Source organism: Synechococcus sp. MIT S9452 (assembly GCF_047304245.1).
Classification (GTDB): Bacteria; Cyanobacteriota; Cyanobacteriia; order PCC-6307; family Cyanobiaceae; genus RCC307.
Genome location: NZ_CP138956.1, coordinates 2127381 through 2141235 on the forward strand (window position 1 = coordinate 2127381; position 13855 = coordinate 2141235).

8 protein-coding genes are annotated in these 13855 nt (G+C 61.2%); all 8 read left to right on the forward strand.

Features of this window, described 5'->3' with window-relative positions:
- Positions 1 to 7 precede the first annotated feature (7 nt).
- On the forward strand, positions 8 to 316 hold the full coding sequence (rpsT, locus tag SIB46_RS11400) for a 30S ribosomal protein S20 (RefSeq protein WP_186548242.1): 309 nt from the start codon (positions 8 to 10) through the stop codon (positions 314 to 316).
- A gap of 40 nt (positions 317 to 356) precedes the next feature.
- On the forward strand, positions 357 to 1187 hold the full coding sequence (locus tag SIB46_RS11405; protein WP_413296248.1) for a TatD family hydrolase: 831 nt from the start codon (positions 357 to 359) through the stop codon (positions 1185 to 1187).
- A gap of 206 nt (positions 1188 to 1393) precedes the next feature.
- On the forward strand, positions 1394 to 4684 hold the full coding sequence (gene rpoB, locus SIB46_RS11410; protein WP_413296249.1) for a DNA-directed RNA polymerase subunit beta: 3291 nt from the start codon (positions 1394 to 1396) through the stop codon (positions 4682 to 4684).
- Between the two features lie 59 nt (positions 4685 to 4743).
- Positions 4744 to 6648 (forward strand): DNA-directed RNA polymerase subunit gamma, encoded by a 1905-nt coding sequence (locus SIB46_RS11415; RefSeq protein ID WP_413296250.1) that lies wholly within the window; start codon positions 4744 to 4746, stop codon positions 6646 to 6648.
- 57 nt (positions 6649 to 6705) lie between these two features.
- Entirely contained in the window at positions 6706 to 10812 is a 4107-nt protein-coding gene (locus SIB46_RS11420) for a DNA-directed RNA polymerase subunit beta' (protein ID WP_413296251.1), read from the forward strand.
- 5 nt (positions 10813 to 10817) lie between these two features.
- Positions 10818 to 11009, forward strand: a complete 192-nt coding sequence (locus tag SIB46_RS11425) for a high light inducible protein (protein WP_413296252.1) — start codon at positions 10818 to 10820, stop codon at positions 11007 to 11009.
- A complete protein-coding gene (gene rlmN / locus SIB46_RS11430) occupies positions 11000 to 12040 on the forward strand; it encodes a 23S rRNA (adenine(2503)-C(2))-methyltransferase RlmN (protein ID WP_011936369.1) in 1041 nt (346 codons plus the stop codon). Before SIB46_RS11425 ends, rlmN begins: the two co-directional genes overlap by 10 nt.
- A complete protein-coding gene (locus SIB46_RS11435) occupies positions 12040 to 13815 on the forward strand; it encodes a sodium:solute symporter family protein (protein ID WP_413296253.1) in 1776 nt (591 codons plus the stop codon). Before rlmN ends, SIB46_RS11435 begins: the two co-directional genes overlap by 1 nt.
- Positions 13816 to 13855 lie beyond the last annotated feature (40 nt).

Consider the following 13855-nt stretch of genomic DNA (forward strand, 5'->3'; position numbering starts at 1 on the left):
ACTTCCTGTGGCGAATAACAAGTCTGCTCGTAAGCGCATCGAGATTGCTGAGCGCAACCGCCTGCACAACCGCAGCTATGTGTCGGCGCTGCGCACCTTGATGAAGCGCTGCTTCACCGCCTGTGAAAGCTATGGCAGTGAGCCCGGGGAGCCGGCCAAGAAAGCCGTCAAAGAGAGTCTGAACGCTGCTTTCAGCAAGATTGATAAGGCTGTCAAGGTGGGCGCACTGCATCGCAATGCCGGCGCTCACCAGAAGTCACGCCTGAGCGCTGCTGTCAAAAAGGCCATTGATCCGGCTCCTGCGGCCAAGGCCTGATTTCATCGGTCAAACTGGCAGCTGAACCCGCCCAGATCCGGTGAGTGCTGCCCCACCTCTGATCGATAGCCACTGCCACATCGTTTTTCGGCAGTTCGACGATGATCTTGATGTGATCGCAGCCCGCTGGCGCGAAGCGGGCGTTCAATCGTTATTGCATGCCTGCGTCGAGCCATCCGAGATCCCTGGGATCCGGGCGCTGGCTGATCGTTTCCCTGAATTGCGTTATGGGGTGGGGGTTCACCCCCTCGATACCGAGCATTGGCAAGCCGACACTCCTGAGGTGCTGCGTGAAGCGGCGGGTGCTGATTCGCGCGTGGTGGCGATTGGTGAACTCGGTTTGGACCTGTTTCGAGCCACCAACCTCGATGAGCAGTTGGCCATGCTGGTGCCCCAGCTTGATTTGGCTGAAGAGCTCGGGCTGCCAGTGATCATTCATTGCCGCGATGCGGCTGAGCCGATGCTGGCCCTGCTTGAGAAGCGCCGAGCTGCTGGCCACAGCATTCAAGGGGTGATGCATTGCTGGGGAGGCACCCCAGCTGAGATGCATGCGTTTTTGGCCTATGGCCTCTACATCAGCTTCAGCGGCACCGTGACCTTCCCGAAGGCCACAGAAACCCATGAGTGCGCCCAACAGGTGCCTGAGGACCGGTATTTGGTGGAAACTGATTGCCCCTTCCTCTCGCCGGTACCCAGGCGGGGCAAGCGCAATGAGCCCGCGATGGTGCGCCATGTGGCTGAGCGGGTGGCCGAGTTAAGGGGCCAGAGCTTGGCGCAGGTGGCACGCCGCAGCAGCGCCAATGCCAGCAAACTGTTTGCGCTGCCTTACCAGGCTCAAGCGGAGCCTGCCAACATCAGTCAAGAAGGTTGACAGAGGTTGGACCTGGCTGGGTAAGATCGAACATTGCCCTGCCGTAGCTGGTAGGTCAGTGTTGCTGGCGTTTCTCTTGATCTCTCGCCTCTGATTAAGCCTTCACGGGGCCGCTTCTCAGCTTGCTGGGGGCGGCCGTTGGTGTGGTCAGGCAGAGATTGATGGTGCGGACAGCAGCTTCTTCCTCAATCCGTTCAGGTCTCCGAATGAGCAGCGCGATTCAGGTCGCCAAGACCGCTACCTACCTCCCTGATCTTGTGGAGGTGCAGCGGGGGAGCTTCAAGTGGTTTTTGGATAGAGGCCTAATCGAGGAGCTGGAGAGCTTTTCGCCGATTACCGATTACACCGGCAAGCTTGAGCTTCACTTTGTCGGCAGTGAATACCGCCTGAAGCGTCCTCGCCACGATGTGGAAGAGGCCAAGCGCCGCGACGCCACCTTTGCGTCGCAGATGTATGTCACTTGCCGCCTGGTCAACAAAGAGACCGGCGAAATCAAAGAGCAGGAGGTCTTCATCGGCGAGCTGCCGCTGATGACCGAACGGGGCACGTTCATCATCAACGGCGCTGAGCGCGTGATCGTGAACCAGATCGTGCGCAGCCCTGGTGTCTATTTCAAAGATGAGCAGGACAAAAACGGTCGCCGCACCTACAACGCCAGCCTGATCCCTAACCGTGGTGCTTGGCTGAAGTTTGAGACCGATAAAAACGACCTGCTGCATGTGCGGGTCGATAAAACCCGCAAGATCAACGCCCACGTGATGATGCGGGCCATCGGCCTGTCGGACAACGATGTCCTCGACAAGCTGCGCCACCCGGAGTACTACCAGAAGTCCATTGATGCGGCCAACGAGGAGGGCATCTCCTCAGAAGACCAGGCCCTGCTGGAGCTCTACAAAAAGCTGCGTCCCGGTGAGCCCCCCTCCGTCAGTGGCGGTCAGCAACTGCTGCACAGCCGTTTCTTCGATCCCAAGCGGTACGACCTCGGACGGGTCGGTCGCTACAAGATGAATAAGAAGCTGCGCCTCACCATCCCCGATGCGGTGCGCACGCTGACCCCCGAGGACGTTCTCTCCACCCTCGACTACCTCATCAACCTGGAGCTCGATGTGGGTGGGGCTTGCCTCGACGACATCGACCACCTGGGTAATCGCCGGGTTCGCTCGGTTGGTGAACTGCTGCAAAACCAAGTGCGGGTTGGCTTGAACCGACTGGAGCGGATCATCAAAGAGCGGATGACCGTCGGCGAAACCGATTCTCTGACGCCGGCTCAGTTGGTCAACCCGAAGCCTCTGGTGGCTGCCATCAAGGAGTTCTTTGGCTCCAGCCAGCTGAGCCAGTTCATGGATCAGACGAACCCCCTGGCTGAGCTCACCCACAAGCGCCGTATCAGTGCCCTTGGCCCTGGTGGTCTCACCCGTGAGCGGGCTGGCTTCGCGGTGCGGGATATCCACCCGTCCCACTACGGCCGCATTTGCCCGATCGAAACGCCTGAAGGCCCCAACGCTGGCCTGATCGGTTCGCTGGCGACCCACGCTCGGGTGAATGAGTACGGCTTCATCGAAACCCCGTTCTGGAAGGTCACCGATGGCGTGGTCGATAAGAGCGGCGATCCGATCTATCTCTCCGCTGATCTGGAAGACGAATGCCGCGTTGCCCCTGGTGATGTGGCGACCGATGCCGATGGGCGCATCACAGCCGAGCTGATCCCCGTTCGCTACCGCCTTGATTTCGAAACGGTTCCGCCGAACCAGGTCGACTACGTGCAGCTCTCACCGGTGCAGGTGATCTCTGTGGCCGCGTCTTTGATTCCCTTCTTGGAGCACGACGATGCCAACCGCGCTCTGATGGGCTCCAACATGCAGCGTCAGGCGGTTCCTCTGTTGCGTCCGGAGCGTCCCCTGGTGGGCACGGGCCTGGAAACCCAGGTGGCTCGCGACTCCGGCATGGTGCCGATCACCCGCGTGAACGGCGAGGTGGTGTTTGTGGACTCCACCCAGATCATCGTTCGCGATGACCAGGGCGTGGATCACTACCACCTGCTGCAGAAATACCAGCGCTCCAACCAGGACACCTGCTTGAACCAGCGACCGATCGTCCAGCAGGGCGACCAGGTGATCGCCGGTCAGGTGTTGGCCAATGGCTCGGCCTGTGAAGGGGGCGAAATCGCCCTGGGCCAGAACTGCCTGATCGCCTACATGCCCTGGGAGGGCTACAACTACGAGGACGCCATCCTCGTGAGTGAGCGCCTGGTGCGCGACGACCTCTACACCTCGGTGCACATCGAGAAGTACGAGATCGAGGCTCGTCAAACCAAGTTGGGTCCTGAGGAGATCACCCGGGAGATCCCCAACGTTGCCGAGGAAAGCCTGGGCAACCTCGATGAGATGGGCATCATTCGCATCGGTGCTTTCGTCGAGAGCGGCGACATCTTGGTGGGCAAGGTGACCCCCAAAGGCGAATCTGATCAGCCGCCAGAAGAGAAGCTGTTGCGCGCGATCTTTGGTGAGAAGGCCCGGGATGTGCGCGACAACTCCCTGCGCGTTCCCAACACCGAACGCGGCCGCGTTGTTGACGTGCGGATTTATACCCGCGAACAGGGCGACGAGCTGCCGCCGGGCGCCAACATGGTTGTGCGGGTCTACGTGGCTCAGCGCCGCAAGATCCAGGTCGGCGACAAGATGGCCGGCCGTCACGGCAACAAGGGCATCATCAGCCGCATCCTCCCCTTGGAGGACATGCCCTACCTGCCCGACGGCACGCCAATCGACATCGTGCTCAACCCCCTGGGTGTGCCGAGCCGCATGAATGTCGGACAGGTCTTTGAGTGCCTCATGGGCTGGGCCGCCGACAACCTTGATTCCCGCTTCAAGATCGTTCCGTTCGACGAGATGCACGGAGCTGAAAAGTCTCGTGAAACCGTTGAGGGCTACCTCAAAGAAGCGGCGAAGCAGCCAGGGCGTGAGTGGGTGTATGACCCCGAGAACCCCGGCAAGATCCAGTTGATCGATGGCCGCAGCGGCGAGCCGTTTGATCAGCCGGTCACCGTTGGACGGGCCTACATCCTCAAGTTGGTGCACCTGGTGGACGACAAGATCCACGCCCGCTCAACTGGCCCCTACTCCCTGGTCACCCAGCAGCCCCTTGGCGGTAAAGCCCAGCAAGGTGGTCAGCGTCTTGGTGAGATGGAGGTTTGGGCTCTTGAGGCCTATGGCGCCGCCTACACGCTTCAGGAGCTGCTCACGGTCAAATCCGACGACATGCAGGGCCGCAACGAGGCGCTCAACGCCATCGTCAAGGGCAAGCCAATCCCCCGTCCGGGCACCCCTGAGTCCTTCAAGGTGTTGATGCGAGAGCTCCAGTCCTTGGGCCTCGACATCGCTGTCTACACAGACGAAGGCGCCGAAGTGGATCTGATGCAGGACGTCAATCCCCGCCGCAGCACCCCCAGCCGCCCCACCTACGAATCCCTCGGCGTCGCCGATTACGACGAGGACTGAGTTCTAGGGCGGCCCAGCCCGCCATCTGACGACCATCCGCGACCCATCGATCTCAGGCCATGACCAACAGCAACACCCGCACCGAGAGCCACTTCGATTACGTCAAGATCAAGCTGGCCTCCCCTGAGCGCATTAGGGAGTGGGGTCAACGCACCCTGCCCAATGGGCAAGTGGTGGGTGAGGTGACCAAGCCTGAGACGATTAACTACCGCACGCTCAAGCCCGAGATGGACGGGCTGTTCTGCGAAAAGATCTTTGGTCCCTCCAAGGACTGGGAATGCCACTGCGGCAAGTACAAGCGGGTGCGTCACCGCGGCATCGTTTGCGAGCGCTGTGGCGTTGAGGTCACCGAGAGCCGGGTGCGCCGTCACCGCATGGGCTTCATCAAGCTCGCGGCGCCGGTGTCTCACGTCTGGTACCTCAAGGGCATTCCTAGCTATGTGGCCATCCTGCTCGACATGCCTCTGCGTGATGTCGAGCAGATCGTTTACTTCAATTGCTATGTGGTGCTGGATCCAGGCGACCACAAGACCCTGAAGTACAAGCAGCTCCTCACCGAAGACGAGTGGCTGGAGATCGAAGACGAGATCTACGCGGAAGATTCAGAAATTGAGACCGAGCCTGAAGTGGGTATCGGTGCTGAAGCCCTGAAGGCTCTGCTGGAAGATCTCGAGCTCAATGAAATTGCTGAGCAGCTGCGCGAAGAGATCAGCGGCAGCAAGGGTCAAAAACGGGCCAAGTTGATCAAGCGTCTGCGCGTGATCGATAACTTCATCGCCACCGATGCCCGCCCTGAGTGGATGGTGCTCGATGCCATTCCGGTGATTCCCCCCGATCTGCGCCCGATGGTGCAGCTCGATGGCGGTCGCTTTGCCACCAGTGACCTCAACGACCTCTATCGCCGTGTTATCAACCGCAACAACCGCTTGGCAAGGCTTCAGGAAATCCTGGCTCCTGAAATCATCGTCCGTAACGAGAAGCGGATGCTGCAGGAAGCTGTTGATGCCCTGATCGACAACGGCCGTCGCGGGCGCACTGTGGTGGGTGCGAACAACCGTCCGCTGAAGTCACTCAGCGACATCATCGAAGGTAAGCAGGGTCGCTTCCGTCAGAACCTGCTCGGCAAGCGTGTTGATTACTCCGGCCGTTCGGTGATCGTGGTGGGACCGAAGCTGAAGATGCATCAGTGCGGTCTGCCTAAGGAGATGGCGATCGAGCTGTTCCAGCCGTTCGTGATCCACCGCCTGATCCGCCAAAACATCGTCAACAACATCAAGGCGGCCAAGAAGCTGATCCAACGCGCCGACGATGAAGTGATGCAGGTGCTGCAGGAGGTGATCGATGGTCACCCGATCATGCTCAACCGTGCTCCCACCCTGCACCGTCTTGGCATCCAGGCCTTTGAGCCGAAGCTTGTTGATGGCCGCGCCATCCAGCTGCACCCCCTGGTCTGCCCAGCTTTCAACGCTGACTTCGACGGTGACCAGATGGCTGTCCACGTGCCCCTGGCCCTTGAAGCGCAAACCGAGGCCCGCATGTTGATGCTCGCCAGCAACAACATCCTTTCGCCGGCCACCGGCCAGCCGATCATCACGCCATCCCAGGACATGGTGCTTGGCGCCTACTACCTGACCGCAACACGCCAAGAACGCAGCAAGCCTGAGTTTGGAGATCGTTCCCGCACTTACGCCAACCTCGAAGACGTTTGCCACGCCTTTGAAGAGAAGCGAATCTCCCTGCATGACTGGGTGTGGGTGCGCTTTAACGGTGCCGTTGACGATGAGGACGACGCCAAAGAGCCCATCAAGAGTGAAACCCTCAGCGATGGCACCCGCGTGGAGCAGTGGCAGTACCGCCGTGATCGTCTCGACGAGGACGGAGCTCTGATTAGCCGTTATGTGCTCACCACCACCGGCCGTGTGGTGATGAACCGCACCATCATCGACGCGGTGGTCACCAGGTGACGCTCCTCTGATCTTTTCTCTCTTTCTGTTCTCTCTCCTCCCAATCTGTCCCCGGTCATGACCAGCTCCTCCAAGCCCGCCCGGAAGACCTCTAAATCGAAGTCGAAAGCCAGCAAGGCAGCTGAAGCGGCTGCAGCACCCACGAATGAGCTGTCGCTTGAAGCGCCCACCTTCCAGAACAAGGTGATCGACAAAAAGGCCCTGCGCTCGCTCGTGGCCTGGTCTTACAAGCACCACGGCACCGCGGCCACCTCAGCGCTGGCTGACGATCTCAAGGATCTGGGCTTCCGTTATGCAACCCAGGCCGCGGTTTCGATCTCTGTCGATGACCTGCGGGTTCCGGAGGACAAGAGCACTCTTCTGCAGGAGGCCGAAGACCAGATCACGGCGACCGAGGAGCGCTACAGGCTTGGTGAAATCACCGAGGTGGAGCGTCATACCAAGGTGATCGACACCTGGACTGAGACCAATGAGCGTCTTGTTCAGTCCGTTCGCCGCAACTTTGACGAGAACGATCCACTCAATTCGGTGTGGATGATGGCCAACTCCGGCGCCCGGGGAAACATGTCCCAGGTGCGTCAGCTGGTGGGCATGCGCGGTCTGATGGCAAACCCGCAAGGGGAGATCATCGACCTTCCAATTCGCACCAACTTCCGCGAAGGCCTCACGGTCACCGAGTACGTCATTTCCTCCTACGGCGCCCGCAAGGGCTTGGTGGATACCGCACTTCGCACCGCGGACTCCGGTTACCTGACCCGCCGGTTGGTCGACGTCGCCCAAGACGTCATCGTCCGTGAAGAAGACTGCGGCACCACCCGCAGCATCAAGGTTGCCGCGGATGACAACGGCAAGTACAAATCCCGCCTGGTGGGTCGCCTGCTGGCTGAAGACGTCGTCGACGGCGCTGGCGTGGTGATCGCCACCCGCAACACCGAGGTGGATCCTCCGTTGAGTGCGCGCATCGAGGCGGCTGGCATTGCCCAGGTGCAGGTGCGCTCTCCGCTCACCTGTGAGGCGGCCCGCTCGGTGTGCCGCAAGTGCTATGGCTGGGCTCTGGCCCACAACGAACTGGTGGACCTGGGAGAAGCCGTGGGCATCATCGCGGCCCAGTCCATCGGTGAGCCAGGGACGCAGCTCACCATGCGCACCTTCCACACCGGTGGTGTGTCCACCGCTGAAACGGGTGTGGTTCGCTCGTTGGTGGAAGGCTCTGTTGAATTCAGTGCCAAGGCCAAGGTTCGTCCCCATCGCACCCCGCACGGCGTCGAAGCGCAGCTGGCTGAGACCGACTTCGCGCTCACCGTGAAGCCCAGCGGCAAGGGCAAAGCCCAGAAGCTGGATGTCACCGCCGGTTCGATCCTGTTCGTCAATGCCGGGGGCAGTGTCCCCAACGACACGATCCTGGCCCAGATTTCCAGTGGTTCAGCGGTCAAGAAGAGCGTTGAGAAAGCCACCAAAGATGTGGTCTGCGATCTGGCTGGTCAGGTCCGTTACGAGGACGTCATTCAGCCCAAGGAGGTGCCCGACCGCCAGGGCAACATCACCCTCAAGGCCCAGCGTCTCGGCCGCATGTGGGTGTTCAGCGGCGACGTTTACAACCTGCCGCCCAACGCTATGCCGGTCGTCAAAGGCGGCGCCAACGTCAAAACCGGAGAAGTGCTGGCAGAAAGCCGCCAGGTCTCGGAATTTGGTGGTGCCGTGCGCCTGCGTGAATCCCAAGGTGATTCCCGCGAAGTGGAGATCGTTACCAGCAGCCTCACCCTCAAAGACTGCAAGCTGATTGCCACCACGACCCACAGCGGTCAGATCTGGCACCTCGAGAGCAAGGACAGCACCCGCTACCGCCTCAACACCGAGCCCGGCACCAAGATCGCCAATGGTGAAGTGATTGCCGAGCTGGCTGACGACCGCTTCCGTACCCAAACCGGTGGTCTGGTCAAATTCGCTCCTGGCTTGGCCATCAAAAAGGCCCGCAGCGCCAAGAACGGCTTTGAAGTCAACAAAGGCGGCACCCTGCTTTGGATTCCGCAGGAAACCCACGAGATCAACAAGGACATCTCCCTGTTGATGATCGAGGACGGCCAGTGGATTGAGGCCGGCACTGAGGTCGTTAAGGACATCTTCAGCCAGACCGCCGGCATCGTCACGGTCACCCAGAAGAACGACATTCTTCGCGAGATCATCGTGCGCTCCGGCCAGTTGCACCTGGTCTCCGACAGCAAGGTGCTGGCTCGCTACACCGATGGTGGCGGCAAGATGGTCAACCCCGGCGAAGAGATCGCCCCAGGCCTCAAGGCTGAGGCCATGCACATGGTGGAAGCTGTCGACACCCCTGAAGGTGGTGCGCTGCTGCTTCGCCCTGTTGAGGAGTACGCCATTCCCAACGAGGCCCACATGCCGGAGCTCGGCTCCGTCAAGCAGGCCAATGGCCCCTCCATGGGACTGAAGGCTGTTCAGCGTCTTGCTTTCAAAGACGGCGAACTGGTCAAGTCCGTTGAGGGTGTGGAACTGCTGCGCACCCAGCTGCTGCTGGAAACCTTCGACACCACTCCCCAGATGACGGTGGATGTGGAATCAGCTCAAGACAAGCGCGCTAAGACCATCCAGCGTTTGCAGCTCACCATCCTGGAAACCCATCTGGTGCGGCGCGACACCCTCTCCGATGCCAGCCATGGCTCCACCCACACCGAGGTGAAGGTGGCCGATGGAGACAACATCAAGCGCGGTGATGTGGTGGCCACCGTTCAGATCCTCTGCAAGGACGATGGTGTGGCTCAATTGCCAGATCGCAACGACGACGAACCGATTCGCCGTTTGATCGTTGAGCGCCCCAGCGACACCATCAATGTGGATCTGGGCAGCAGCAAGCACAGCCTCAAGGCTGGCGAACGTGTTGTGGAAGGCGATGACCTTGGTGGCGGTCTCACCTGCCCCCATAGCGGTCAGGTGGAAGAGGTCAAAGGCAGCAGCCTCACCCTGCGGGTTGGACGTCCTTACATGGTCTCCCCCGACTCGATCCTGCACGTTCGCGATGGCGACTTGGTGCTCCGCGGAGACACCTTGGCCCAGTTGGTGTTTGAGCGGGCCAAGACCGGTGACATCGTTCAGGGTCTGCCCCGTATTGAGGAACTGCTCGAGGCCCGTCGTCCCCGTGAATCTGCTGTGCTCTGCCGTAAGGCCGGCACCATCAAGGTTGAGCAGCCCGAAGGGGAGGACAACCCCACCGTGTCGGTGAACGAAGGCGAAGAGCTGCACACCGAGTACCCAATCCTGCTGGGCCGCACCGTGATGGTCAGCGATGGCCAAGAGGTCAAAGCGGGTGACCTGCTTACCGATGGTCCGATCAACCCCCACGAACTGTTGGAGGTGATCTTCGAAGACCTGCGCGGCCCCCTGCCAACGATGGATGCGGCTAACCAGGCGATCGGACGCCTGCAGACCGCTTTGGTCCAAGAGGTGCAGAACGTCTACAAGTCCCAGGGCGTCACCATCGATGACAAGCACATCGAAGTGATCGTGCGGCAGATGACCAGCAAGGTGCGGATTGAAGATGCCGGCGACACCACCCTGCTGCCCGGTGAGCTGATTGAGCTGCGCCAGGTGGATCAGGTGAACCAGGCGATGGCGATCACCGGTGGGGCTCCGGCTGAATTCACACCGGTTCTGCTGGGTATCACCAAGGCCTCTCTGAACACCGACAGCTTCATCTCGGCGGCCTCCTTCCAGGAGACCACCCGTGTGCTGACGGAAGCCGCGATTGAGGGCAAGAGCGATTGGCTGCGCGGTCTCAAGGAGAACGTGATCATTGGTCGCCTCATCCCGGCCGGCACTGGCTTCAGTGGTTTCGACGAGCAGCTCAAGGCGGAGGCTCTGCCCCATCCCGACATCCTTGGCGAGGAAAATGCCGGCTACCGCCGCGCCACCAACCTGCGCCCGGATTACACCGTGGAGATGCCGCTGCCTCAGTCGAATACTGCGGTTCTGGATGATCCATCCGATACCGAGCTGGAGGCCACCCGCAGCCGCCATGGCATCGAAGATCGCACTAACCTCGCAGCCTTTGCTCGCCCTGAGGCGGGTGAGGAACTCGCCGAAGAGCATGTCCCTGATCCCGGTGCCCTTGAGGGTCTCCAGGAAGAAGGCCTGCTCAGCCAAGACAGCTGATCTTCATGGTTGCCGCTTCCCCAGTGCCCACCGCCTCAACGCCGCTCAAGCCACGGCTGGTGCCCCAGCGGCGCCTCCCCCGTTTTGGGTTCCATACCCATTGCGAGCGTCTCAATGGCCGGATGGCCATGCTCGGCTTCTTTGCTCTGCTGGCTGCTGAGCAGTGGTTGGGCCATGGCCTGCTGGTTTGGCCCTAAAGGCACTGCTGGGCCTGAGTCAGGCTCAGCTTGAAACCTGGGCCAAAGATCAAGGGTTGCCGCCGTTTCGCGGCCGGCAATTGCATGATTGGCTCTACGCCAAAGGTGCCCGCCACTGGCACGACATCACGGTGCTGCCCGCTGCCCTGCGTCAGCAGGAGCCGCTGCCCCTGGGGCGCTCCAACGAGCTTGAGCGCCACCTCGCACAGGACGGCACCCTCAAACTGCTGCTTGCCACAGACGACGGCCTTTCTCTGGAGACCGTTGGCATTCCCACGCGCGATCGCCTCACCGTCTGCGTCAGCAGTCAGGTGGGCTGTCCCATGGCCTGCCGCTTTTGTGCCACAGGCAAAGAGGGTCTGCAGCGCTCGCTTGAGCCCCATGAAATCGTTGATCAGGTGCTCACCGTGCGCGAGGTGATGCAGCGCCGCCCCTCCCATGTGGTGTTTATGGGGATGGGTGAGCCGCTGCTCAATTCAGACCATGTCCTGACGGCGATTGATTGCCTCAGCCGTGATCTAGGCATGGCGATGCGCCAGATCACCGTCAGCACCGTTGGTGTGCCCAACACGCTGCCCAGGCTGGCGGAGCTAGCGCTTGAGCGCCTGGGCCGGGCCCAGTTCACCTTGGCGGTGAGCCTGCATGCCCCTGATCAAGCCCTCCGCGAAGAGCTGATCCCCACGGCACGGGCCTACCCCTATGAGCAACTGCTGGAGGATTGCCGTCACTACGTCGCCATCAGTGGCCGGCGCGTGAGTTTTGAATACATCTTGCTTGGCAACCTCAATGACAGCCCCCGTCAGGCCCAAGCTCTGGCGGAGCAGGTCAGAGGTTTCCAGAGCCACGTGAATCTGATTCCCTACAACCCCATTGCCGAAGAGGAGTTTCAGCGCCCTGAGCCAGCGCGCGTCGATGCTTTTGCGGCTGCGTTAAAGCAGCGGGGTGTGGCTGTCAGCGTGCGCGCCAGCCGCGGCTTGGATCAAAACGCCGCCTGTGGTCAGTTGCGTCGTCAGCGTCAGGGAGGCCGCTAATGGCCCCCATTGATTGGATCTTGCTGGCGGCCTACCTGCTGTTCACCTTGGCGCTGGGCCTGTGGTTGGCGCGGCGTAACCGCAGTGAAGACGACTACTTCGTGGCGGGTCGCAGCCTCAATGGCTGGTTGGCCGGGGCCTCTATGGCAGCCACCACCTTCTCGATCGATACGCCCCTCTACGTGGCCGGTCTGGTGGGCAGTCGCGGTTTAGTGGGTAACTGGGAGTGGTGGAGTTTTGGCCTGGCCCATGTGGCCATGGCGGTGGTGTTCGCGCCCCTCTGGCGCCGCAGCGGGGTGCTCACCGATGCCGCTTTCACGGAGCTGCGTTATGGCGGTTCAGCGGCCGCTTGGCTGCGGGGAATCAAGGCCTTTTTGCTGGCCTTGCCTGTGAATTGCATCGGCATTGGCTATGCCTTTTTAGCGATGCGCAAGGTGGTGGAAGCCTTGGGGATCGTGGGTGGTGAGCAGGCCTTTGCTGGCCTCACCGACACGGTTTGGCTGCTGCTGGTGGTGGCCGCCCTGGTGCTCGTCTACACGGTGGCCGGCGGCCTTTGGGCTGTGGTTGTCACCGACGGTTTGCAGTTGCTGCTCGCCCTCGCTGGTGCCTTGGCGGTGGCGGTGGTTGCGCTGCAGGCCGTTGGTGGCATGGATCAACTGCTGGAGAAGCTGGCTGCCATGGATCGCCCCGAACTGTTGTCGCTCTTCCCTTGGCAGTGGGGCAGCGAGGGGCCCAGCTGGATTGAGGGCAGCGGCATCAGCATCAGCATGTTCAGCGCGTATCTGGCTTTGCAGTGGTGGAGTTTTCGCCGCAGCGATGGCGGCGGTGAATTCATTCAGCGCATGCTGGCCACCAAGGATGAGCGCCAAGCCCAGGTGGCGGGCTGGGTGTTTTTGGTGGTGAATTACCTGGTGCGCAGTTGGCTCTGGGTGGTGGTGGCCCTGGCGGCCTTGGTGCTGTTGCCGGCGCAGCAGGATCTCGAGCTCGGCTATCCGGCGCTGGCTGTCTCGTTGCTGCCGCCCGTGGCTTTGGGCCTGGTGGTGGTGTCGTTGGTGGCCGCCTTCATGAGCACGGTCAGCACCGCGGTCAACTGGGGCGCCAGCTACTTGACCCACGACCTGTATCAGCGCTTTTGCCGGCCCCAAGCGGGCCAAAAGGAATTGCTGCTGGTGGGCCAGCTCACCTCAGTGCTGCTGTTGTTGCTGGGCGTGGTCACGGCCTTGATCAGCGACAGCATTGGCACCGTGTTCCGTTTGGTGATTGCCATTGGCACAGGCCCTGGCGTGGTGCTGGTGTTGCGCTGGTTCTGGTGGCGCGTCAATGCGGCGGCGGAGCTGGCCGCCATGCTCAGCGGCTTTTTGGTGGGTTTTTCCACCTCGGTGGTGCCCGTGCTGCGCATCGATGACTACGGCATCCGCTTGATGGTGACCACCGGGCTTTCGGCACTGATTTGGCTGGGTGTGCTGGTGGCCACGCCACCGGAATCGCCGGAGGTGCTGGAACGCTTTGTTTTGCAGGTCAACCCGCCGGGCCCTGGCTGGAGCCGCTGGCGCCAACGGCTTGGCGTGGTGCCCTTCGAGGGCCTGGATCGATTGCTGCGCCGCTTTGTGCTCAGCACCGGCCTGCTCTTTGGCGGATTACTGGCCACCGGCGGCTTTTTGCTGCATCAACAGCGGGCCGGTTGGATCTGTTTGGCGATTGCGGCGCTCTGTTTGCAGCCCTTACGGCGTGACTGGCGACAGTCGGCAGCCGCGGTTGGGCCCCAGAATGGTTGAACGCTTGTTTTCGTTGTGTCTTTTTTCCGTTCCAAGCTGC

Coding starts and splice junctions, on each gene's coding strand:
- rpoB (WP_413296249.1), top strand. CDS start 1,394: ATGAGCAGCGCGATTCAGGTCGCCAAGACCGCTACCTACCTCCCTGAT.
- SIB46_RS11415 (WP_413296250.1), top strand. CDS start 4,744: ATGACCAACAGCAACACCCGCACCGAGAGCCACTTCGATTACGTCAAG.
- SIB46_RS11420 (WP_413296251.1), top strand. CDS start 6,706: ATGACCAGCTCCTCCAAGCCCGCCCGGAAGACCTCTAAATCGAAGTCG.
- SIB46_RS11425 (WP_413296252.1), top strand. CDS start 10,818: ATGGTTGCCGCTTCCCCAGTGCCCACCGCCTCAACGCCGCTCAAGCCA.
- SIB46_RS11435 (WP_413296253.1), top strand. CDS start 12,040: ATGGCCCCCATTGATTGGATCTTGCTGGCGGCCTACCTGCTGTTCACC.